This is a genomic window from Ralstonia flaminis (assembly GCF_958415495.1).
Lineage (GTDB): Bacteria > Pseudomonadota > Gammaproteobacteria > Burkholderiales > Burkholderiaceae > Ralstonia > Ralstonia flaminis.
In genome coordinates this window covers 56,459-79,785 of sequence record NZ_CATZLL010000018.1, presented here as the reverse complement: position 1 = coordinate 79,785, position 23,327 = coordinate 56,459, and the positions used below count along the sequence as shown (strand labels likewise).

Here is a 23,327-nt window from a genome sequence, read left to right as displayed (position 1 = left end):
TTTGCGGTCCGGTGCCGGACGTTTAAGCTCCCCCGTCGGAGCCCGGACGTCCACGCGCCATCAGAACGGCTTGCTGACCGACAGCAGGAACGTGCGGCGCGGCGCAAACTGCGGCGCACCCACGCCAATGCCCGTGCCATCGCGCAACTCGTAGCTGCGGTCGAAGATATTCAGCACGGTCAGGCGCGTCTTGAACTTGCCGAGCATCGGCAAATTGAAGTCGCGCGCGGCACCGAGGTTCATCTGCCAGTAGGCCGGCAGGTGATCGGTGTTGGCGAAGCCGCTGCGCAAACCCGAGCCAAACAGCACGTCGCTGGTGTAAGTCGTGCCCGCGTACAGGTAGGACACGCCAGCCGAAGCGGTCAGGCGCTGATCGTGGTCCAGGTTGACCCAGTGGCTGTTGATAAAGGCCAGCTCATCCGCACCGAAGTTGAACTGACCCGTCTCGATGCCCTTGCCCTGTGCGCGCGATACCGCCACGTTCACATACGCACCCAGGTTGCCGTTGCGATAGTTGGCGCTGCCTTCCAGGCCGTAGATGCGGCCGCGGTCGTAGTTGAACGCCGAGTACAGCAGCGCATTGCCGAACTGGCCTTCATCCTGCAGGTGGCGCACGTCGCGGTAGTACGCATCCAGGCCCACCGTGAGGTGCGGCGTCAGCTGGTGCGAGACACCCAGGTCAAAGTAGTTCGAGCGCTCCGACTTGACCGCCGTGTTGGCATCCGACGGCAGTGCATTGGTCGTGCCGAGGAAGCTCGCCACCGAGGTGCTGTCAAACTTCTCGGTCGGCGGCGGCGTGAAGTAACGCGCGTAACCGGCATGCACGCGGGTGCGCGACGTCAGGTCGTAGGTCAGGCCCACGCGCGGGCTCAACTGCTGCTCGCTGACGATGGTGTTGACGTGGTCATAGCGCGCGCCGTAGTTGACGGTGAGCTTGTCGGTCGGCTTCCACTCGTCCTGCAGGTAGACGCCCATCGTCGTGCCAGTACCGCTGTGGTTATCGACAACGGTGAACGGCGTGCCGCTGGTCTGCGCGCCGGTGTCGTCCGCAGGGAACACGCTGGAGGTGTTGTCGGTGCCGAAGCGCTCGCGCTGCACGAACACGCCGGCACGCAGCGTGTGCTTGTCATTGAGCTTGTAGCTCGCGTCACCCTGCAGGCCGTAGGCCTCGTTGCGGCGCGTGAGGTCTGCCGCTACGCCGTTGTAGACGAGGTCCCCGATCGGATCGGGCGTGTAATCGATCCGGCTGGAGCGGCGGAACACCGACACCTGGTAGTCCAGCTTGGGCGACACCTTCTGCTGATACGTCAGGATCTGGAAATCGGTCTTCTCGCGCTGATTGGCATTGAGCGCTTCCGATGCCGGCGGCACCACGCCGTCGAGCGTGAACTGCGGGGTGAGCCCGGGTCGCGTCGGAATCTGGAAGCGGCCGTTGGACGAGCCGAACATGAAGCTCACGCGGCTGTCGTTATCGAGCAGGTACGACAGCATGCCGAACGACTTGTTCTGCGTGGTGTGGTCGTGCGTGGCGTTGCGATTGCCCGTGGGGTTCTCGATGCCAAGGTTGTTCTCGGCGAACACGCCCGACAGGTAATAGCTGAAGCGGTCTTTCGTGCCGTGGATCTGCGCATTGACCTCGTGCGTGGCGTTGCTGCCGAGCACGGTGCCGATCTCGCCGCCAAAGGCCTTGGGCTCGCCGTCTTCATCGGTGGAAGCGCCCTTGGTGGTGATGTCCACAATGCCCGCCGTGCGATAGCCATACTGCGCTGGCAGCGCGCCGGTCAGCACGTTGATCTGGCTGGCGAAGCGCGTGTCGAGCATCTGCCCGAAACCGCTGATCGGCTCGGGAACGATCACGCCGTTGATGCGGTATTGCAGGTTGGAGTGATCGCCGCGCACGTGCAGTTGGCCGTACGAATCCTGCACCACGCCCGGCGCTTGCAGCAGCACCTGGTTCAGCGGCGTGGCATCGCCCAGGGGCAGGCGGGCAATGTCGTCGGTATCAAACTTGTAGACGGAGCTGCCGGTGTCCGGCGACAGCGCATTGCGTGCCGCATCCAGGCGCTTGGCGGTGACGCGGGTTTCGCTGAGATCGCGCACGTTGGTGGCCGGTGCCGCTGACGTGGCAGGCGCGGCATTGGTGGCGGGGCTGGCTGGAGGCGTTTGTGCCGTGGCTTCTTGAGCCAGAGCGGAAACGGAGGCAAAGGATGGCAGCACGGCGGCAAGCGCCACCACCAGCTTGGCAGGCTGGAACGGAATCATGGAAAGACCTTTGAATCGAGCGAATGCGTCAAACAGCGGCCCGCGCATGCATCAACACAACAGCGCGCAGGCCGACAGGCAAGTCGAGAATCAAAGGTAGAACGGTGGATCGCGCGAACAGACGGCCACCGAAAAGACCGGCGCCGCGGCGCGAAAGCCGAAATGCGGGAAGTGCCAGCGCCGCGTGCTGCGCAAACGCAATAGCAGCAGAACCGGCAACGCCGCGGCAAGCGCAGCAAAGGCGGCGCACTGCAGACAGGCAGCGTGTTCCTGGGCGGGCTGATTGCTGCGCTCGGCACCGGCTGATTTGGCCGTAACGCTCAGCTCAAGCGGTGTCTCTTCGCCCCAGTGCGACAGCGCATGCCGCAACGCGCCCTGCTGACCGAACAGCAGCAGCACGGCCAGCAGGCAAGCCAGCCAGCGCAGATGCAGGAAGGAGGAGCGGAAGGAACGCACGGTCAGGAAACGCGGGAGCGGGTACGCCGTGTCATCACACTTTGCGCACCTCAATGCAACCAAGTTGCGAATTCTGACACCAGCCGCCGGATTCAGCAATCCGTCAGGCGGAGGGCAGAACAACCCGCGAGCGTAGTGCCTCTGTATTACAGGCGCGTGTGCGCAAAGCCCGGTGCAAGCCCCGTCGGCATGCCAAGACTCGGCACTGGCACGCGTTTCCAGTTCGAGCGGGCCTTGCGTGCAGTCTCGGCACGCTGGGCCGGCATGCCCACTTCCGTCGCATCGTGCAGGTTGGCCAGCCACGCGCCGTAGTCGAACCAGCCGTCGCGCACGAGTTGCTCGCCCACGCAGTTGGCAAATCGGTCAGACCTGGGCAGGAAGCACAGTTCGAAGCCCTCGGTCTCGCGGCGGCCGTGCATCCAGCGATGCGGCACCTGGTGGCTGGCGAGCGCTTCCGACAAGCGCGTGCCATAGCGCTGTTGCCCCTGGCGGCGCGCGGCGATCACGTGGAAACCATCCAGCAGCCGACGCAGCCCCAGCGCAGACCGCGCATGGCGCACCTCGGCATCCACCAGCAACACGCGATTCTGCGTGCGTGCCTGCAGCGCCAGCGCGGCGAAATGGTGCGCGCCCCACTCGTTCATGAAGAAGAGTTCGCCGCCCGCAAAGTCATAGGCACGGAACACGTTGGTCTGATCCGCGTAGCGGAACACGTGGCGCTTGTTGGCGGCAAAGTCGGCATCGGTGCTGTGCGGAATGCGCCGGCAATGCTGATGCGCAAACACCAGCATGCTCGGAAACGAGTGCACCGAGCACGGCGACTGCGCCAGCCCCGTCACCGCACGGATGTCGATCTGGCACTGCTCGCGGCGCACGCCCACCAGCTGGCTCAGATGGTGATGGAGATCGTCCACCCAATCGGCGTGTGCCAGATGCTTGGGAAACAGCTGGTGCGCGGGCTCGGCCAGCCCGCCCTCGAACAGGAACGGCACACTCTTGTGCCAGATATCGAGCTTCCAGTGCGACAGTGCATCGCTCTCGGTGCGATGGTGCGCAACCGATTGCGTGACATTGAAGGCCCGCGACCGGATTGCCCAGTCCGAGACCGCATGCAGCATGTTGGAAACGTTCATGTCACCCCCCGGAAGACCGAATCGTTTGTTTGACAGGTTGCTGCCGTTGCTCTTTGTGGCAATCGATCAACAACGTAAAAATCAACGACTCAACGGTACCCCACTTTAGAGGGGTGCGACATGAAGTTTATTGAAGACCGTGTTAAGAAAAAGACACAAAAACTGAAGGGGCTTGCCAAATGAACAGCACCGCACTTGGGCGGCGCTTCGGTTCACGTTCAGACTAAGCACATGTCGGAGACTTCCTCGTCCGACAGGCCCCAGGTGGCGGCATCTTCCACGGTAACGATGGAATCGTCCGACTTGCCCAGGCTGATGCGCTCGGGGCGCACGCGGGTCTTGGTATTGCCGGAATAGAACACCACGATGTCCGGCTTGAGGGCGGACGCCTCGTTCTGGTTGACGACGACACCCAGGCGGTTGGTGCGCAGCTTGACCAGCGTGCCGACCGGGTAGATACCCACACTGCGCGTGAAGGCCTGGAAGACCGTGCGATCGAACTGCGTGTCGGTGCGGGCCATCATGTACTTGAGCGCCTGCGCTGGCGACCACGCATGGTGGTACGGGCTGCTGGAGGTGAGCGTGTCGTACACGTCGCAGATGGCGCCCATCTTGGCCCACAGGCTGATCCCGTCGGCTTTCTGAGCATCGGGATAGCCACTGCCGTCGATACGCTCATGGTGGTGCAGGCAGATCTCGCGTGCGATCTCGCTGAACTGGCCGGTACCCAACAGCAGGTGATGGCCGCCCACGGCGTGGGTCTGCAGCAGCGCCAGCTCATCCTTGGTCAACGCCGTGCTCTTGTCGAGCAGCGTGCGCGGCATGGCAGATTTGCCGATGTCATGCACCAGACCACCCAGGCCGCATTCGCGGATCTCGTCTTCCGGCAGGCCCAGCGTGCGCGCCAGCGCCACCATCAGCGCACAGACGGCAAACGAATGCAGGTAGGTGTAGTCATCCTTGTTCTTCAGGCGCGCCAGGGCGATCAGTGCGTAAGAGTTACGCGCCAGCGAGTTGGACACGTCGTCCACCAGCAGCAGCGCCTTGTCGGTCTCCAGTGCACGGCCCATGCGGGCTTCGGCAAACATGTGGCCGAGCGTCGCCTTGCCGTTCTGCATCAGCTTCTGGGCGTGCTGCCACTCTTCCTTGAGCGACGTGGGCGTGATCGGCGGACGGGCGGCCAGGGTCTCGCGCGTGAGCGGTTCGGGCTCGGGTGCGGCAACCGGTGCCAGCTTGGGCATCAGGCCCTGAGCAACAATGTCCTCGCCGCGCTCTGGGTCGATCCAGATCTCGGTGATCCCCGCCTTGAGGATGTCATCGATCTGGCCCTGGTGCGACAACTGAAACTGCGAACGCCAGAACGGATGCTTCAGCCAGGACCCACCCAGCTTCATCACAAACATACCGACACGCAATTGGTTCGCATCGATTCGCTTCATACCCTGCCCGCCTCGGCTCGAAGTCCGGTTTTGATTGAAATAGGGATGCGGCACGTCAGCCGACACTGACGTCGTTTTGGCCATTCGGGTCTACGACCCAGGTGGATGCTCGGGGCCACCAATGAACCAAACCGCGCTTGGCTTATCGGCAGCCCTGCACAAAACTTGAGGGTAAGACTGGATCAGGCGGCGCGTAGCGCGCCTCGAACCGGAAACACCGGGGGAACGTCGGCGTGCGCAACGGTCGAATCAAACAGGTGGTGCGTCAAGACCCACGCCCGTCGGGCTGCCGATCGGGCCGATGGCGGCGTACACTAAGTCCCATGGAAGTGCATCCGACATGACTCACGATCCCGTGTCCCAACGCAAAGAAGCAAAACCCGATGACTTCGCGCTCAACCGCGATGCCATCCGCTGGCTTGCGTCCTTGCCGGAGGGGGTCCGGCCGATTGAGCTCGGCCGCAAATTCCCACGCATCATCAACACCATCGCCGCCAAATGGGTCGACTTCATTGGCTGCCGGCGCTACCTCGACAGCCTGCAGATCGATGACCGCGGTGGCCGCCAGGGCTTTCCGTTCGAGATCGTGCAGGAGATCTGCACACTGCGCGAACACTTCGATTCGCTCTACCCGCCCGACAAAGACCTCTGGCAAAAGGCCATCGACGCAGACAAGCGCTAAGCCAACCCAAAGACGATGTTGCGGCCCGGAATCGGTTCAAACCCCGGGCCGTTTTCATTCAGGCGCCATCAACCGGCATCTGGTCCCGATGCCAACTTGTTGAGCAACGCCAGCAGGCGCTGCTTCTCCTCACCGGACAGATGGGCCGTCACACGGGCGTCGTGTGCGGTGACCGCGCGCGTAATCTCGTCGAGCGTGGTCGCGCCCTTGGCCGTCAGCACCAGCCGGAAAGCACGCCGGTCCGTCGGCGACGGCTGCCGCTCGACCATGCCCATGGCTTCCAACGTATCGACCAGCAGCACCGCACCAGAGCGCGCTACCCCCAGGATGTTGGCCAGCTCGGTCAGCTTGAGATTGGGGTTGTGCGCGATCACGGTCATGGCCGAGAAGCGCGGCGGCGTGATGTTCCACGCCTGCAGCGAGCGCACAAAATCTTCGTAGATATGCAACTGCGCACGCCGCACCGCATAGCCGATCAACCCGTCGAGCGCGCCGTACTCCACGTCCGCGATATGCGGATTGAACTGACCGGATTCAGCAACGGCTGGGTACAAATCGTCGGCTCTGGGATGGCGCGGCATGGTGGCGTCAGGCATACGGAATCCGTCGATTATCGTTGGCCGCGTGCCCGTCAGCCATGAACTGAGAAGAACTTCAGTTCTTCACGACAGCTTGATCGGCGGGCAGCAGCTTCCACTTGCCGTGATCCACGGTCAGCAGCACACGGCCGCGCGCGTCAAAGCCAAAGTGGTCGGCCGCCGTGTAGTTCAGCACGCCGTGCGAGACGACGATGTCGCGCTCGGTTTCCAACGCGTTCTTGAGCGCGCGGCGGAACTCCGGCGTGCCCGGCTTGGCCGTCTTGAGCGCCACCGGCACGATGCGCTGGAGCACCTGCAGCGCATCCCACGTGTGGGCGCCGAATTGCGTGCGCGAATCAGGCCCGTAGGCCTTTTCGTAGCGCGTCACGTACTCCAGCGCAGTCTTCTTGCTCGGATGGCTGTCTGGCAACTGCTCGGCCACGATCACCGGCCCGGCCGGCAGGATCGCCCCGTCGACGGCCTTGCCGCCGATACGGATCAGGTCCTTGGTGGCAGCACCGTGCGTCTGATAGATCGGCCCGGCATAGCCGCGATCACGCAGCGAAGTGTGCGGCAGCGCGGCGCCCGTACCAGCACCCGCCACGAGAATCGCATCAGGCTTGAAGCTGATCAGCTTGGCAACCTGCCCGGTCACGTTGGTATCGGCGCGCGCATAGCGCTCCACATCCACCACCTTCAGGCCCTTTGGCGTGGCGGCGGCGGTGAAGTCCTTCAACCAGCTCTCGCCGTACGCATCGGCAAACCCGATGAAGCCGACGGTCTTGACGCCGCTCGACGCCATGCGCGCGGCAATCGCCTCGGCCATCAGCGAGATCGGCTGCGCCAGGCGATACGTCCAATCGCCCTTGCCCGGTTTCAGCTCCACGGGGGCGAGCGACAACTGCGGCGTCTGCGATTCTGTGGCGACTTCCGCAATTGCTATCGACGGCGCCACGGCGGACGAACCGACGATCAGGTCCACGTGGTCCTCCGTCACCAGCTTGCGCGCCATGCGTGCACCGGTACTCGGGTCGGAGGCGTCGTCCACCAGCACCAACCGCAGCTTCTCGCCGCCGATGGCGTCCGGATAGAACGTCAGCGAGTTCTTCTGCGTGATGCCGAGCGAGGCCGACGGCCCGGTGGTCGACAGGCTCACGCCAACCACGATCTCGGCATGGGCGGCAGTCACGAGCAAGAGCGCGGCAGCGGCGCAGATGGTGCGGCGGATGATCATGGGTCTCCTCTCCTCTTCTGGTGTTCCGGCGGTGTTGGGTCAGGCGGGTACGCGTGTGCGTTCCGGCATCGCCGGCTGGTCACGCAGCGATTGCGGATCAAAGCCGGCCAGTTTTTTATAGCGCATCGCAATCCCTTCCAGCTCGGCGCGCGGGATCACGTCATCGATGCGAGCGAAGCCTTGCGGCGCGCGTTCGTGTGCGAGCTGCATGACCTGCTCCGGGCCGTTCAGCCGGTTGCGCAGCACGATGCCGGCCGTGCGCGGCAGGCGATCGGCTTCATACTCACGCAGGGCGATGCCGGTGTCGCGCGTGGCGAGCAGGCACTCGACCAGCGCACGCGCATCGAGAATGGCCTGCGCGCTGCCGTTCGAGCCAATCGGATACATCGGATGCGCTGCGTCGCCCAGCAGCGTGACGCGGCCGAAGGTCCAGCGCGGCAGCGGGTCCTTGTCGACCAGCGGAAACTCATACACCGCCTGCGCGCCGTCGATGAGCGCGGGAATGTCGATCCAATCCCATTTCCAGTCGGCAAAGGCGCTGCGGAAGATGGCGCGGTCGACCTCGCGGTTCCAGTCGCTGCGCGGCGGCGCTTCGTCGGGCACGCGCAGCTCGGCAATCCAGTTGATGAGCGAGCGGCCCTGCTGCCGCAGTGGCTCCGAGATCGGGTAGGCGACGAATTTCTGGTCCTGATGGCCGGCCATGAACATGGTGCGGCCATCGAGGTAGGGTGCGGCTTCCGTGGTGGCACGCCAGAGCATGCGACTCGCAAAGCGCGGTGCGTCACCGGTCGGATAGAACTGGCGGCGCACGGCAGAGTGGATGCCATCGGCACCGATCAGCACGTCGGCCGATGATTCGACGAGCGTGTCGTTGGCGCGATCGCGTAACGTGAAGCGCACCGGGCCGCCACCCTCACCCGTCGATTGGATGGCATCAAAGCTGTGACCGAGCCGGATGCAATCGGGCCCAAGCCGTTCACTCACGGCATCAGCCAGCGCCATCTGAAACTGGCCGCGGTGGATGGAGAACTGCGGCCAGTCGTAGCCCGCTGCCAGCCCACGCGGCTCGTGCCAGATCGGCTGACCGAACCGGTTGTAGTAAGCCAGCGCGGAGGTGCGGATCGCCAACGCACTGAGTGTGTCTTCGAGCCCCAGCTCGCACAATTGGCGCGCGGCGTGCGGCAGCAGGTTGATGCCTACGCCCAGCGGACGCAGCGTCTGCACCGCCTCCCACACCTCGACCTCGAAGCCCTGGCGCTCGGCCATCAACGCGAGCGTGAGCCCGCCGATGCCCGCGCCGATGATGGCGATCTTCATGGCTGTCTCCGTGAAATTTGTTGCAGTCTATAACAAATATCAGAGACAACCAGAGCGTGCCGGATCAGGGCAATCCCTAGGCCAATGTGGCGTGTGGATGCCTTGACGCTCAGTGATATATCACAATACCATCACTCGACTTTTACGGAACACGAGACCCTCTCATGTCGCGCCCGATCAAGCTTGTTACCGCTGAAGCGCCCGCGCCGTTCGCTGCTGAACCCACCGCGCATGCCCCCAAGGGCGCTGCCCTGCGCGAGCTTGCCTACGGCGAGATCAAGCGCCGCATCATGGCGTGTGAATTCCGCCCCGGGGAGCCGCTCAACGAGGCGCAGCTCGGCACGCTGCTTGGTCTGGGCCGCACCCCGGTCCACCAGGCCCTGCATCGCCTGGAAGTGGAAGGCCTGGTGCAGATCCTGCCGCGCAAGGGCGTGCTGGTGACGCCGCTGTCGCTCAACGACGTGCTCGACATGATTGAGGTGCGCGCGACCAACGAGATCCTGTGCGTGACGCTGGCCGCCGAGCGCGCCCACCCGGCCGACTTTGAGGCCATGCGCGCCATCGTCGATGCATCGCCCGCGCTGATCGAGCACCGCGACATTGCCGCGCTGGCGGCGCTGGACCTCAAGTTCCACCTCGCAATCTCGGCCGCCTCGCGCAACCGCGTGCTGGCCGAACTGCTGCGCGGTCTGCATGAAAAGCAGGCGCGCTTCTGGTTCCTTTCGCTATCGGAGCCGCAACACCTGCAGAACGTGTACGACGAGCACCTCGCCGTGCTCGATGCATTGGAGCGCCGCGACGTGCCCGCCGCGCGCGAGGCCATCCGCGAGCACATCGACGAGTTCCGCCGCACGATCATCCGCACGCTCTGATTTCCCGTTCCCCCCTGTCTTTCCCGGATACCGCATGACCACGCTGCACCTGAACCTGATCGGCCACGGCCCCATTGACGTGACCGTCGACCACCTCGTCATTGCCGGCTGGACCGGCCGCGATGCCGAAGCCGTGGAACACCACATCGCCGAATTGGAAGCCATTGGCGTGGCACGCCCGGCGCGTGTGCCGTGCTTCTATCGCGTATCGCACGCGCTGCTGACCACCGATGCGCGCGTAGAGATCCCCGGTGCCGATTCGTCGGGCGAGGCAGAGTTCGTGCTGTATTCCACGCCGATGGGCCTGCTGGTCGGCATCGGCTCGGATCACACCGATCGCAAGGTCGAAGCCTATGGCGTGACGGTCTCCAAGCAGATGTGCGCCAAGCCCGTGAGCCGCGACGTGTGGCGCTTCGAAGCGCTGGCCGATCACTGGGACCGCCTGCAGATGAAAACCTGGCGCACCCGCGACGGCCAGACCGCGCTGTACCAGGAAGGCAGCGTCACGCGCATGCTCGACCCGCGCGACCTGATCCGCCGCTACACCGGTGCCGACACGCTGCCGGTGGGCACCGCCATGTTCTGCGGCACGCAGCCCATCATCGGCGAACTCGGTTTTGGCGAGGCCTTTGACATGGCGTTGATCGACCCCGTGTCGGGCAGCGAGCTGCGTCATCGCTATGCTGTCGACACGCTGCCTGTTGAAGGCTGAAGCGCCCCACCTCATCGGAAACATCGGAGACTCCCCGCATGATGACGCCCCGCCCGAACATGATCCGCGCCCTGGCCGCTGAACTTGCCAGCGGCCGCACCACCAGCGTTGCGCTGACGGAAGCCGCGCTGCAGCGTGCCGAATCGCATCGCGCTGCCGGTGGCGCCGCCTATGTGAGCATCGACGCGCAAGCGGCGCTCGCCATGGCGCGCGCCGCTGATGCCGCCCGCGCGGCGGGCAACGTGCCGTCGCTGCTGGCAGGCCTGCCGGTGTCAATCAAGGATCTGTTTGATGTGGCGGGCCAGGTGACGGCTGCAGGCTCGCGTGCGCTGGCGCATCAACCGCCCGCCACTGCGGATGCTGCTGCAGTCGCCCGCCTGCGTGCTGCCGGGGCCGTGCTGCTCGGCCGCACCAACATGAGCGAATTCGCGTTCTCGGGCCTGGGCCTGAACCCGCACTACGGCACGCCGCGCACGCCGGCAGACGGCACGCGTGCGGCGGGCGGCTCCACCTCGGGCGGCGCAGTCACGGTGGCGGGTGGCATGGCGGTGGCGGCCCTGGGCACCGACACGGGCGGCTCAATCCGCATTCCGTCGGCCTTCTGCAATCTGACTGGCTTCAAACCCACCGCACGCCGCGTACCGATGACGGGCGGCGTGCCGCTGTCCACCTCGCTCGATTCCGGTGGGCCGCTGACCAACTCGGTGGATTGCTGCGCCATCGTCGATGCCATCCTGAGCGGTGAAACGCTCGACACAGATGCAGTACCGCTGGCCGGCCTGCGCTTCGGCATCACGCAGGACTACGTGGGGGCGGATCTCGACGACGTCGTCTCCAAGGCATTCAACCGCGCCGTAGAACGCCTCGAACGTGCAGGCGCGCATATCGTGCGTTTCGACTTTCCCGAACTGCTGCAACTGCCCGAAATCAACGGTGGTGGCGGCCTCACGGCGGCTGAAGCTTGGGCGTGGCATCGCCCGGTGCTGGCGCGTGCCGAGGCGCAATACGACCAGCGCGTAGCCGCACGCATCCGCCGTGGTGAACAGATGGGCGCCGCCGCCTACATCGACGTGCTGGACGCACGCGAGCGCATGATCGCCACAGCACGCAAGCGCCTGGGCAACTTCGATGCGTGGCTGATGCCGACGGTAGCCATCGTGCCGCCGGAAGTGGCTCCGCTCGAAGCGGATGACGCCCAGTTCTTCCGCACCAATGCGCTGACGCTGCGCAACCCGAGCGTCATCAACTTCCTGGACGGCTGCGCGCTGACGCTGCCTGTCCATGCCGCCGGCGAGCTGCCGGTTGGCCTGTCGCTGTGCGGTCTCGCCAATGACGATGCGCGCATCCTGCGCGTCGGCCGGGCGGTGGAGGCTGCGCTGCGGTGATCGACTAGACAGCACCTTCCCCGCCGGCGTCCGGGCCACGCAGGCGGTTCTCTAAGCCACGAAGACAAGGCGCGCTACAGACGCGTCCGGCCCCACTCACGCCTGCGTTTTGACAACAACGCGCAGACGCCCTTGCACGCTATTGGAGGAAACCATGTCGCAAACCCAAGCCCTGCCGGCCGACCGCACGGACCCGGCCAGCAGCCCACCCCACGGCACCGCACTGGACGCCACCTACCGCCGCATCACCTGGCGGCTGGTGCCGTTCCTGGTCTTCCTGTTCATCCTTGCGTGGATCGACCGCGTCAACGTTGGCTTTGCCAAGCTGTCGATGCTGCAGGACCTGCAGTTCAGCGAAGCGGTGTACGGCCTGGGTGCCGGCATCTTCTTCATCGGCTACTTCCTGTTTGAAGTGCCGAGCAACCTGCTGCTGGAGAAGATCGGCGCACGCAAGACGCTGGCGCGCATCACCATCCTCTGGGGCCTGGCCTCGATGGCGATGATCTACGTGAAAACGCCGGCCTCGTTCTATGCGCTGCGCTTTCTGCTGGGCATTTTTGAAGCGGGCTTCTTCCCGGGCGTGGTGCTGTATCTGACGTACTGGTTCCCGTCGGCCTACCGCGCGCGCATCAATGGCCTGTTCATGACCTCGTTTGCGATTGCGGGCGTGGTGGGTGGCCCGGTGGCGGGCTTCATCATGAGCACCATGGAAGGCGTGGGCCACCTCGCCAACTGGCAATGGCTGTTCCTGCTCGAAGGCATTCCTTCGGTGCTGGCCGGCTTTGCCGTGCTGGCCTGGCTGCCTGAAACACCGCGCCAGGCCAAGTGGCTCTCCTCCGCTGAACAGGAGGCCGTCGTCCGCGCCATCGACGCGGAAAACCGCGACCCCGCCAAGCACGCCTCGTTTGGCGCGGCACTGTCCAACGCCCGCGTGTGGATCTGCGCAGCAATCTACTTCTGCGTGGTCAGCGGCAACGCCACCATCGCCTTCTGGACGCCGTCGATCATCAAGGAGCTGGGCGTGCAGGGCAATTTCCACATCGGGCTGATCAGCGCCATTCCGTTTATCGCCGGCACAATTGCGATGGTGTGGAACGGCGCGCATTCAGACCGCACGGGTGAACGCCGCATGCACTGCGCCATCGCCGCCATCATCGCCAGCGCGGGCCTGATCGCGACGGGTGCAACGCTGGGCACCCCGGTGCTGGCGCTGGTTGCACTCACCGTGGCGGCCATCGGCATCCTGGCCGCGTTCCCGGTGTTCTGGTCGATTCCAGCCGTGTTCCTGGCCGGTACCGCAGCCGCTGGCGGCATCGCGCTCATCAATTCGATCGGCAACCTGGCCGGCTTCGTGGCGCCGTACATGATCGGCTGGCTGAAGACGAGCACGGGCCACCTGTCGGCGGGGCTGTACTTCGTAGCCGTACTTGAGCTGGGTGCAGCAGTGCTGGTGATCCTGGGCACGCGCAAGCACTAAGCCCAACACCCAAGCCCCAAAAGAAACCATCGCAGCGCAAACCCCTGCGCCGCGATGGTTTGTCCTTTGACGTTCCTGCCCTAGATGGCGCCTTGAATTTGTGTAAGCGGGCGGAAAAAAGACGGGGAGCTGTTTGAGCGCAGCGAGTTTTCCCCGTCTCCGCCCGGTTACGGAAATTCAAGGGGAAGTCGCCATCTCGGGCGCGCCTCTCTTTGCTTACTTTCTCTGGCAAGACAGAGAAAGTGAGTCGGCCCCGGCAGGGGACGAAACGGGGGACACATCACTAGTGCCAATCAGCACCCTACGCCCCCAGAGGGAAGTTCAGAACCCCATCGACGACGTTCTGAACGCCACGTGTGGGGTTCAGAACACCACGGATTGAAGTTCCGGACTCCATCAACAAGGTTCAGAACTCCACTGACGGGGTTCCGAACACCACCGATGAGGTTCAGAACGCCACTGGCGAAGTTCCCCAACACCACGGGTGAGGTTCTGAACGCCGCGCTTGAAGTTCCGAACCCCATCAAAAGGGTTCCAGACTCCATTGCCCAGGTTCCGAACTACGACCCATAAGGTTCCGAACGCCATCGGCAAGGTTCCCACCCCCATCCATGCATCTTTCCGAAGCAGACCCAGCGCCCTACCCCGCCACCTTGTACCCAATCCGCAACCCACCCCAGTGCCGCCCTTTGACATAGATCGGCGCCGACACATCCTTCATCATCGCAAAGGCACCATTGCCCATGTCACGCCGATAGGTCTGCAGCAGGAAGGCCTCCGTATTGCGCGCGGCGCCCAGGCCGGTGCGATCGGTGAAGAGCCTGCGGTTGCGGCTGTTGGCCGCGTTCCACACAGGGTCACTGCCCTGCGGCTGCGAGAACTTCAGGTTATGCGTCGGCAGATAGCCGTTGGCATCCACCGCCGCGCAGAACACCACGCGCGGGTCCAGCCCCAGTAGCGGCTCCTGCAGCGCTGGCAGCACGCGATCCGTAAACGCCGTGAAACGCGCCAGATACTGCGGCGGATCGGTATTGGCAACGGGCTGATACGCGCGGTCGAACAAGTCGCCTTCACTGATGTCACCACGCGCGACGGCTGATTCGAACAGCGCACCGATCTTGCGCGCCGTCGCCTGCACGGCATCAATGAACGCCGTATCGGCGCTCTGTACACCGGTGGCGGCCGTGTGCCGGATCAACGTTTCCGATACCGCCAGCAAGCCCGACAACTGCTGCTGCGCACTGTCGATGTTGTGGCTCGATTGCTTGACGCCCTCGGCCATGGCCTCCACCTCGTGGGCCAGCGAGGCGCACTCGTCTTCGATGGCGGCGGTGGAATCGGCAATGCTGGTGGCTTCGGCATCAAACCGTGCGATGGCCTCGCCGGCCACACCGATCACCGCACCGATGGCTTGTGTGCCCGTGTCCACACGCTGGGCGCGCGCCACGTTGGCGCTGCTGTCACCGATCAGCTTATCGGTCTGGCCCGACAAATCCGCCAGCGTGGTCTCAATGCGTTGCGTGGCCTCTGCCGTCTGGCCGGCAAGCTGCTTGACCGCACCGGCCACCACGGCAAAGCTGCGACCGGATTCTCCGGCACGCGCCGCCTCGATGGCGGCATTGATGGCCAGCAGGTTGGTCTGCTTGGCAATCTGCGAAATCTGTTCAGACGCCTGTGCCACCTGCATCAGCGCTTCGCGCAGCGCTGCGATCTGCTGCTCCATGCTGGCCACGCCAATCGCCAGCTCGCGGATGTCGCGCAACGAGGCCTCCACCGTGGCGCGAGAGCCACTCACCTCTTCGCTGGCGTGCGACGCCACTTCACGCGCATGGCGCGCGGCCACGGCAATGTCGTGGTTGCCGCGCATGGTGGCGTCGGCGGCGCTGCGCAACTGATCGAACACATCGGCCTGGCGGCGCAGGCGCACGGCCACGTCCTCCACGTTGCCGGACACTTCGCAGATGCCCATGCCCACGCGGCCGGCTTCTTCGGCAATGCGGGCAATCAATTCGGAAGAGGCTTTGGGGCCGCGGCCCCAGGTGAATGGCTTCACGTGCGGTGGTCTCCAAGTGTTGTTGTTCTGTGCGCCCGCGCAACGTTGGCGGAGCAACCCTCTATGGGGCATATCGGCGCGGGCGGATGCGCGCTTGAGAGACGCTACGCGCCCAGACTTACGCTGGCATTACGACGGGGTCATGCCTGCGCAGCACGGCTACGGCGCAGGCGTGCCTCGTAGGCAGCCGCCGTCATGGGTGGGCCAAACAGGAAGCCCTGCAGCTTGTCGCAGCCGGCGGCCTGCAGGAATTCAGCCTGTTCCAGGGTCTCGACGCCCTCGGCCGTCACGGTCATGTCCAGCGACGCTGCCATCGCCACGATGGCGCGCGAGATCACCACCGAATCGCGATGGCGCGGAATGCCCGAGACGAACGAGCGATCCACCTTCAGGTTGTCGATCGGGAAGCGCTGGAGATACGACAGCGAGGAATACCCCGTGCCGAAATCGTCGATCGAGATGCGGATGCCCAGCGCGGTGAGCGCATCGAGCACGGGCATTACGGCGGCGGTGTCGCGCATGAGCAGGCCTTCAGTGATCTCCATCTCCAGCGCGCACGCGGGCAGGCCGGCGTCGGTCAGGCAGCGCGAGATGGTCGGCACCAGCCCCTCGCCAAACTGGCGCGGCGACAGGTTCACGGCCACGAAGAAGTTCGGCATGCAGGTGGCCCGCCAGTGCGCAGCCTTGTGACATGCCTGCGCCAGCACCCACTCGCCGATCGCACCGATGAGCCCCGAATCCTCGGCCACAGGGATGAACTCGGCGGGTGAGACCTCGCCCAGTTCCGTGCTGTGCCAGCGCAGCAACACTTCAGCGCCGACAATCTCCATTGACGTTGCATCGACGATGGGCTGGAAACGCAGCGACAACTCTTCGGCCGCCAGCGCGCGGCGCAAGTGGTACTCAAGCTGAAAGCGCCGCTGTGCCCGCTGCGACAGCCGTGCGGTGTACACGCGATGCTGGTTGCGCCCATTCTGCTTGGCGTTGTACATGGCGGCATCGGCACAGCGCAGCAGTGTGGCGGCATCGCTGCCGTGCTCGGGGTACACGGCGATGCCGATCGACGCGCCCAGGTAGTACTCCGTGCCGCTGGTAGAGAACGGCTGCGCGATGGCCCCGACGATGCGCTGGGCCAGGCGCTCGGCCTCGCCCAGCGAGCGCACGTTGTCGAGCAGCACGACAAACTCGTCGCCGCCCAGGCGCGCCAGCGTATCGCTCTGCCGCACGCAGGCCGCTAGCCGCTGCGCGACGATGCGCAGCAGATGATCGCCCGCTTCATGGCCGGCCGTGTCGTTGACCTTCTTGAAGCCGTCCAGGTCCAGGAACAGCACGGCCACCTGACGACGATCGGCGGCCGCCTCGTCCAACACGACCTGCATGCGCTGCGAGAAATAGGCGCGGTTGTACAAGCCGGTGAGCGCATCGCGCTGCGCCAGGAACTTGAGCTGCTGCTGCGCCTGGCGCGCGGGGCCGATGTCATTGAACGAAATGAGCACAGCGGTGGGCGCATCGTCGCCGGGGCGCGCAATGGGCAGCACGTTCTCGTGCACCCACACCACATCGCCATCCACCAGTTCCAGGCCGATGGTCAGGCCCAGCAATGGGCGGCCCGTGCTCAGCACGACGTGCGTGGGCCGTTCGTTGAAGGGGATCTCGCTGCCGTCTTCACGCAAGGACCGGCGCATCAGCGCAAGGTGGCTCGTGCCAACCGGCGACACATTGCCCGCCCGAAGGATGCGCCGCGCACTCGGGTTGCACGCGAGGATGGTGCCGTCGGCCGCCTGCACGACGATGCCTTCGGTCAGGTTGTCGACGGCCAGGCGGTAGCGCTCTTCGCTCTCCTGCAACTCGCGCGCGATATGTGCCTTCTGGATCGCCACACCGACGATGTCGGTGATGCCGTCGAGCAAGCCCATCGTGTCGTGCGTGGGCGTGCGCGGCGTGTCGTAGTAGATGCCCATCGCGCCGATCATCTGCGCGTTGTCGCCACGGATGGGGGTGGACCAGCAGGCACGCAATCCGAGCGGCTGAACGATGTCGCGGTAGTCGTCCCACAGTGGGTCGGTGTCGATGTCTTCCACGACCACGCGCTTGTTGAGGAACATGGCCGTGCCGCACGAGCCGTGTGCCGGCCCGATCGCTAGCCCGATCAACACCTGAGAAAGCATGAACGGCAGCGACGGCGCCACGGCCTGCGTAATGTGCTCGCCGTCGCTGCTCAGCAGGACGGAGCACATTGCGCCGTCGTCGAGCAACGCCTCCACCAGCCTGCATACCTCGGCCAGCAGGTCGAGCAGCGGCAAGTTGCGCGAACTCAGTTCGAGCACGGTCTTTTCGCAGCGCAACAATTCCTTGGCACGCGCCGTCTCTGCGGCCAGGGCGCGGTAATTGGCTTCGGAGTCACGCAGGGCCTGTTCAGCCTGCTTGCGCTGCGTGATATCGCGCGCGACCACCTGGATGGCAGTGCGCCAGCCGAGCTGCACCGGTGCGGAAAGCACCTCCACGTCGACCGGCGTGCCATCGCGGCGCAGCAAGGTCTGCTCCACCGGCGGCAGGCCTGTGCCGTGCGCCACCATCCACTCCCGGCGCTGGCGGGCCAGGTGCACCGAGTCCCCATGCACGAACTCGTCCAGCTCGTGACCAACGATGTCGCGGGCATGCTGCGCGCCAAGCAGCCGAACACCCGCCTCGTTGATGAAAACGATGATGTCGTCCGCCACGATATACAGCGCATCCGGCATCTGCCGGACAAGCGCCTCGTAGCGGTCATCAGCAAGCGGTAACGGCCTGGTCGTGTCCGGTTCGGGACGGTCGGGCCGCTCTGCGGAAGTGGCGTCCATATGGGCGGGGGGGCCTGTTTCTATTGCTATCGACAATGGTTTCAGGAAAGTTAAGGCGTTTGGATGGTCTTCCCCACTTCAGAGTGGGGCAAATGACCGATGTCAGATCGAATGGCACGTGAGTTGCGGCACAATGCCGACACAACTTCGATGCGCGCGAGCACTGCATTGCGCACACTTTCTCTCAGGTACGGGCCATGCAATCGTTTTCGTCCTCTGTCGGTCACTTGGCCGGCCTCGTTTCGCGCCGCACGCTCCTGGCCGAAGGGCTGGTGGAAGCGGCAGTCCAGTTTCGTGACGGCCATATCGCCAAAACTGCCGCGAGTGATGCCAACCCGACGCGTGGCATGCTCGACTGCGGCGATTTGCTGGTCCTGCCCGGCATCGTCGATCTGCATGGCGACGCCTTCGAGCGCGCCGTCATGCCGCGCCCGGGCGTGGCCTTTCCGTATGACACCGCGCTGGCCGATGTGGACGGCCAGTTGCTGGCCAACGGCATCACCACCGAATTCCACGGCGTGACGTACTCCTGGGAAGGCGGCCTGCGCGGCCACGCGTATGCACTGCGCATGCTCGAAACGCTCGAAGCCATGCGCCCGCACCTGGGTGCCGAGCACCTGATGCACCTGCGCTTCGAGTTGCACCATGCCGATGGCGTGGCCGATGCGCTGGCCTGGATGGCGGCGGGTCGCGTGCATTTTCTGTCGTTCAACGACCACCTGCCGATGATGCGCGACAAGCTGGGCGATGCGCGCAAGCTCGCGCAATACGCTGACCGCGCCGAGTGCGACGTCGACACCTTCCGCACACGTCTGGACGCCGCCGCGGTCAACGTGCACAAGCTCGACGAGGTGCTCGGCACCCTGGCACGCGCGGCACAGCAGCACGGCATCCGCATGGCCTCGCACGACGAACCGGACGTTGCCACGCGCAACACCTTTCACGCGCATGGCTGCACCGTGACTGAGTTCCCGCTGACCGAGGCGGTGGCGCGTGCCGCGCGTGGACACGGTGGGCACATCGTCTTCGGTGCGCCCAACGTGGTGCGCGGCGGCAGCCACAACGGCGCACCGAATGCCGCTGCCATGGTGGCGGCCGGGCTGGGCACGGTGTTGGCCTCCGACTACTACTACCCGGCCCTGCTGGCCGCGCCGTTCAAGCTGGCCGAACGCGGTGTCGCGCCGTTGGCGCGGGCGTGGGATCTGGTGGCCGCCAACCCGGCAGAAGCGGCCGGTCTAACTGACCGCGGCAGATTCGCTACCGGCCTGCGTGCAGATGCCATCGTGGTCGACGACCGCCGCCCCGGCCTGCCGCGCGTGGTCGCTGCCGTGGTGGGTGGGCGCCTGCGCCACGCCACTGGGCACCTGCCGCTCATCGCCTGAGAGCGTTGTTGCCGATGGACGCGCCGCTGCCACCGTTACCGGCACTCCCCAACGCTTGGCGATACGCGCTCTACCTGCTGCCGCCCGAGCCCTGGTACACGCTCGGCACCCGCTGGCTCGGCCGCTGTGCACGGCACGGCGCACCAATCGACACCGACGCGCGTCAACCGCTGGCCCGCGACGCCCGCATCGACCTCACCACGCTCGACCGCTGGACCGAAGCCCCGCGCCACTACGGGCTGCATGCCACCTTCAAGCCGCCCTTCCGCCTGGCACAGACGCATACCGTCGATGACCTGGATGCGGCGCTGCGCCGGTTCGCGCCCGAGCAAACCCCGTTCACGATCGAACCGGCATTGCAGACACTGCGCGGCTTCTTGGCCTGGCGCCTGCGCCACGGCGATCCGGCGCGCGATGCGCTCCACCAGTTCGCTGATGCCTGCGTGCGTGAGTTCGACGCCTTCCGCGCCCCAGCCCCGTCCACCGAACTTGCGCGACGGCGCCAGGCCGGCCTGTCCGACGCGCAGGAGCGCCACCTGCAGCGTTGGGGCTATCCATACGTGTTTGACACGTTCACCTTCCATATCACGCTGACCGGGCGATTGGGCCACGCAGAGCAACTGGCCTGCTACCGCGCACTGGAAGCCGGCAGCGTGGTCCTGCCGCCCACCATGCCCATCGACAACATTGCGCTGTTCACGCAGCCAGAACCCGAGGCGCCCTTTACAGTGGCGCGCGTGTATCGCTTCAACGGCGACGTTGAATGATGTGGTGACAGCGTTGTTGTGATGGACGACCGTTCAGCGCTTGAGGTCGACCACGTCGATCACCTGTATTTGACCGTGCTGCTCGACTTCCTGACGCATCACCACCCCGGCTTCCGGGCAGAACCAATCGGTGATGTGGGCGACCGTCGGCTCGGGTTCGAGCGATTCATTCCCCAACCGGAGCACCCCCAGCGTGGCCGTGCGCGTATAGCGGATCGGCCTGCACTGCAGGATGCCGACGACCGTGTTCATCGGCTCCGGCGCCCCGACCTCGCGCTCGGACACTTCCACCTTGGCGCGCTCGGCACGCATGCGGCCCACCGAAATCCCCAGGCGGGGCGATACCACATCAAAGTCGAAGCTCGATTCATAGGTATCGCCCGGCAGCATCTCGGCCTCGGGCGCCAGGCCTGCGCCGTACAGGAACATCCCGGAGATGGCCGTGCTGACGGTACCGACCAGGTCAGCATGCTCGCTTTGCGCAAACACACGCCCGTTGATGCTGACCACGCGCGTGACGACGCCGGCCTCGTCCACCAGCAGTTGATGCTCCTGCACCGTCTCGATCGGCCGACCGCCCAGGGCCACGAGGCCCGACTTGGCGTAGATGTGTAGGCCGATCTCGCAGCCGTCCTGAATGTCGCGATTGACGTCGTGCAGCGTGAACTCGACGATCATCGGCGTCTTGCCATTGCCGTCCAGCCGCAGGCGGCTGCCATCGTGCACCCAGGGCGCGGAGCACAGGCCGGCAGCGTGCGCGGGCAACACGGCACAGGCCGCCACGGCTGCAACCCATAAAGAAAAACGCCGATGCATCTGGCGATGCATCAGCGTCTTCATGAACCCGAACGGCATGGGCTTACTGCTTGTTCTGATCCTTCGAGTACGGGCTGGCTGCATCGCCTTGGCGAGCGCCCTGGCTGTACGGATCGAACTTGTCGCCGGCCTTGGCACCCTGCGTGTACGTATCGTACTTGCCCTTTTCGACATTGGCCGGCTGGGCACCCGGGTTGAGTGCGCTGGCGGTGCTGTCATCCTTGTTGGCACCCTGCGAATACGGGTCAAATTTGTCGCCGGCCTTCGCCCCTTGGGTATACGGATCGAACTTCTTGTCGGCGTTGGCGCCTTGGCTGTAGGGGTCGAACTTCTTATCGGTTTGTGCGTGCGCCACACCACTGATGGCTGCCACGACAGCAACCGCTGCCACGAGGTTGAGACGTTTGTACGGCATTTGAAGCTCCTTTCCTATGGGTCGTTTGGGCTGATCGCTTGGTGCAGCCTCGTTTTGAACGTGTCCCGATGCCGTCGTCACGGTTTGGCTGTGACAGGGCGTCGGGAAACCCCCTCTCCTCGCCGTAAGCTATGGCAAGCGCAAGCGAAAGTCAACGCACAGGAAGTGCCTATTTTATTGGCGATTTGCGCAAAATCAGTGTTGACCCTTAGAGCCTTTCTGCCGAATCGCCCCCGGCCCGGCCACGGCAATCAGCGCCATCGTCAGCGCCACCACCGAGAGCCCCCAGCGCAAATCTGAGCGGTGGGCAATCAACCCGATGATGACGGGGCCGATCAGCAAGCCCACGTAGGCAAAGCGCGCCACGGCGGCGATACCCTCGGCGGCCGGCACGCCAGGCAGGCGCGATGCGGTAATGAAGAAAATCGGCACCATGTTGGCCGCGCCCACGCCCATCAGCGCAAAGCCGGCCAGCACGGCAGCCGGGTCCGGCCACAGCAATGCCAGGAGGATGCCGCCCGTGGCCAGTACGCCGCTAGCGCCCAGCACCCGCATGTTGCCCCAGCGCCCGCGTGCGAAATCGCCACCGAAACGCGCCAGCGCCATGCCGCCTGAAAACGCTGCATACCCCCCGCTGGCGATGGCCTCGGGCGATTGCGCAATCTCACGCATGTAGACGGTGGTCCAGTCGTACATGGCACCCTCGCCCAGCAGCCCGAAGAAAGCCAGCAGGCCGAGCACAAACAGCGTGCGGCCCGTGTTCGGGTGCGCGGGGTCGCCGTCCGCATGTGCGTGATCGGGCAGCATGAACGGCCCCGCACCCAGCGCCGTCGCCATCAAGATCAGCGCCATGCCGCCGCAATGCACGGCCGGCGGCACGCCCAACTCCAACAGCACGCCGCCCGCGGCAGCACCCACCATGCCGCCCAGGCTAAACATGCCGTGCAACGACGAAATGATCGGCTTGTGGTGGTTGGCCTCCACCGTGGTGGCCTGCGCATTGATGGCCACGTCGAAACCCACGGTGCTGATGCCGAACACAAAGAGCGCCACCAGCAGCGCCGGGTAGCTGGGCATCAGCATGATTAGCGCCAGCATCGCGGCGAACGCCATGCCGCCGCGCATGCTGGCGTGCTGCGTGCCGACGCGCGCCACCCAGCGGCCCACGAATTTGATGGTGAGGATGGCGCCCGCGGCCACCATGAACATCGCCAGTGACAATGACGCTTCGGACAGCCCGAAGCGGGCTTTCACGGTGGGAATGTGGATACCCCAGGTCGCAAACGTTGCACCGTTGACGAAAAAGAGCGCCATCGTCGCCGCGCGGGCTGGCAGGGGAAGCCGGCGTGGCTGCAGTACGCCGGCAGATTGCACGAATTCGGAAGACATGAGGACCACGTGGAATGCGTTTGCCGCACGAACGTCGCGTGGCAAAGGCGCCATGCTACCGCGCCAAGCTGATCACTGCTTTGCGCATGGTCCTCCGGGCGATGTCGCCGCCGTCACA

19 protein-coding genes are annotated in these 23,327 nt (G+C 65.0%); 7 read left to right on the top strand and 12 right to left on the bottom strand.

Features of this window, described 5'->3' with window-relative positions; genetic code table 11:
- Positions 1–60 precede the first annotated feature (60 nt).
- From R2N11_RS23180 to R2N11_RS23165, 4 genes are all read right to left on the bottom strand, one after another.
- Positions 61–2,262, bottom strand: a complete 2,202-nt coding sequence (locus R2N11_RS23180; RefSeq protein WP_316682522.1) for a TonB-dependent receptor — start codon at positions 2,260–2,262, stop codon at positions 61–63.
- 90 nt (positions 2,263–2,352) lie between these two features.
- Positions 2,353–2,718 carry a hypothetical protein gene (locus R2N11_RS23175; RefSeq protein WP_316682521.1) on the bottom strand — a complete coding sequence of 122 codons (366 nt, stop codon included), beginning with the start codon at positions 2,716–2,718 and terminating at the stop codon, positions 2,353–2,355.
- Between the two features lie 146 nt (positions 2,719–2,864).
- The gene (locus tag R2N11_RS23170; protein WP_316682520.1) at positions 2,865–3,851 is read right to left on the bottom strand and encodes a DUF6685 family protein; all 987 of its coding nucleotides are present in this window, start codon (positions 3,849–3,851) and stop codon (positions 2,865–2,867) included.
- 218 nt (positions 3,852–4,069) lie between these two features.
- On the bottom strand, positions 4,070–5,290 hold the full coding sequence (locus tag R2N11_RS23165; protein WP_316682519.1) for a cyclic di-GMP phosphodiesterase: 1,221 nt from the start codon (positions 5,288–5,290) through the stop codon (positions 4,070–4,072).
- 340 nt (positions 5,291–5,630) lie between these two features.
- On the opposite strand from R2N11_RS23165, the gene R2N11_RS23160 reads away from it, so the two are divergent.
- Positions 5,631–5,972, top strand: a complete 342-nt coding sequence (locus R2N11_RS23160; protein WP_199032144.1) for a hypothetical protein — start codon at positions 5,631–5,633, stop codon at positions 5,970–5,972.
- Between the two features lie 68 nt (positions 5,973–6,040).
- Here R2N11_RS23160 and R2N11_RS23155 read toward each other — a convergent pair whose 3' ends face one another.
- The 3 genes from R2N11_RS23155 to R2N11_RS23145 form a co-directional block, all read right to left on the bottom strand.
- Positions 6,041–6,553, bottom strand: a complete 513-nt coding sequence (locus R2N11_RS23155) for a MarR family winged helix-turn-helix transcriptional regulator (protein WP_199032153.1) — start codon at positions 6,551–6,553, stop codon at positions 6,041–6,043.
- Between the two features lie 73 nt (positions 6,554–6,626).
- The gene (locus tag R2N11_RS23150; protein WP_316682518.1) at positions 6,627–7,784 is read right to left on the bottom strand and encodes an ABC transporter substrate-binding protein; all 1,158 of its coding nucleotides are present in this window, start codon (positions 7,782–7,784) and stop codon (positions 6,627–6,629) included.
- A 39-nt stretch (positions 7,785–7,823) separates the two neighbouring features.
- Entirely contained in the window at positions 7,824–9,101 is a 1,278-nt protein-coding gene (locus R2N11_RS23145; RefSeq protein WP_316682517.1) for a flavin-dependent oxidoreductase, read from the bottom strand.
- Positions 9,102–9,265: 164 nt separating this feature from the next.
- Between R2N11_RS23145 and R2N11_RS23140 the strand changes: the two genes are divergently transcribed.
- From R2N11_RS23140 to R2N11_RS23125, 4 genes are all read left to right on the top strand, one after another.
- Positions 9,266–9,973: a GntR family transcriptional regulator gene (locus R2N11_RS23140; protein ID WP_316682516.1), complete on the top strand. Its 708-nt coding sequence runs from the start codon at positions 9,266–9,268 to the stop codon at positions 9,971–9,973.
- Positions 9,974–10,007: 34 nt separating this feature from the next.
- On the top strand, positions 10,008–10,685 hold the full coding sequence (locus tag R2N11_RS23135; protein WP_316682515.1) for a DUF2848 domain-containing protein: 678 nt from the start codon (positions 10,008–10,010) through the stop codon (positions 10,683–10,685).
- Positions 10,686–10,723: 38 nt separating this feature from the next.
- Positions 10,724–12,070 (top strand): amidase, encoded by a 1,347-nt coding sequence (locus R2N11_RS23130; RefSeq protein ID WP_316682514.1) that lies wholly within the window; start codon positions 10,724–10,726, stop codon positions 12,068–12,070.
- Positions 12,071–12,224: 154 nt separating this feature from the next.
- Positions 12,225–13,547 carry an MFS transporter gene (locus R2N11_RS23125; protein WP_199032150.1) on the top strand — a complete coding sequence of 441 codons (1,323 nt, stop codon included), beginning with the start codon at positions 12,225–12,227 and terminating at the stop codon, positions 13,545–13,547.
- 640 nt (positions 13,548–14,187) lie between these two features.
- Here R2N11_RS23125 and R2N11_RS23120 read toward each other — a convergent pair.
- The gene (locus R2N11_RS23120; protein WP_316682513.1) at positions 14,188–15,600 is read right to left on the bottom strand and encodes a methyl-accepting chemotaxis protein; all 1,413 of its coding nucleotides are present in this window, start codon (positions 15,598–15,600) and stop codon (positions 14,188–14,190) included.
- 140 nt (positions 15,601–15,740) lie between these two features.
- Complete coding sequence (locus R2N11_RS23115) at positions 15,741–18,440, bottom strand: sensor domain-containing protein (RefSeq protein WP_316682512.1); 2,700 nt, start codon at positions 18,438–18,440, stop codon at positions 15,741–15,743.
- A gap of 197 nt (positions 18,441–18,637) precedes the next feature.
- Between R2N11_RS23115 and R2N11_RS23110 the strand changes: the two genes are divergently transcribed.
- Complete coding sequence (locus R2N11_RS23110; RefSeq protein WP_199032933.1) at positions 18,638–19,822, top strand: alpha-D-ribose 1-methylphosphonate 5-triphosphate diphosphatase; 1,185 nt, start codon at positions 18,638–18,640, stop codon at positions 19,820–19,822.
- Between the two features lie 14 nt (positions 19,823–19,836).
- Positions 19,837–20,589 (top strand): DUF1045 domain-containing protein, encoded by a 753-nt coding sequence (locus R2N11_RS23105; RefSeq protein ID WP_199032932.1) that lies wholly within the window; start codon positions 19,837–19,839, stop codon positions 20,587–20,589.
- 33 nt (positions 20,590–20,622) lie between these two features.
- Here R2N11_RS23105 and R2N11_RS23100 read toward each other — a convergent pair whose 3' ends face one another.
- The 3 genes from R2N11_RS23100 to R2N11_RS23090 all read right to left on the bottom strand — a co-directional run bounded on the left by R2N11_RS23100 (position 20,623) and on the right by R2N11_RS23090 (position 23,209).
- Positions 20,623–21,444, bottom strand: a complete 822-nt coding sequence (locus R2N11_RS23100; RefSeq protein ID WP_316682511.1) for a hypothetical protein — start codon at positions 21,442–21,444, stop codon at positions 20,623–20,625.
- 4 nt (positions 21,445–21,448) lie between these two features.
- Positions 21,449–21,820, bottom strand: a complete 372-nt coding sequence (locus R2N11_RS23095; protein ID WP_199032930.1) for a hypothetical protein — start codon at positions 21,818–21,820, stop codon at positions 21,449–21,451.
- Positions 21,821–22,015: 195 nt separating this feature from the next.
- Positions 22,016–23,209 (bottom strand): MFS transporter, encoded by a 1,194-nt coding sequence (locus R2N11_RS23090; RefSeq protein ID WP_316682510.1) that lies wholly within the window; start codon positions 23,207–23,209, stop codon positions 22,016–22,018.
- Positions 23,210–23,327 lie beyond the last annotated feature (118 nt).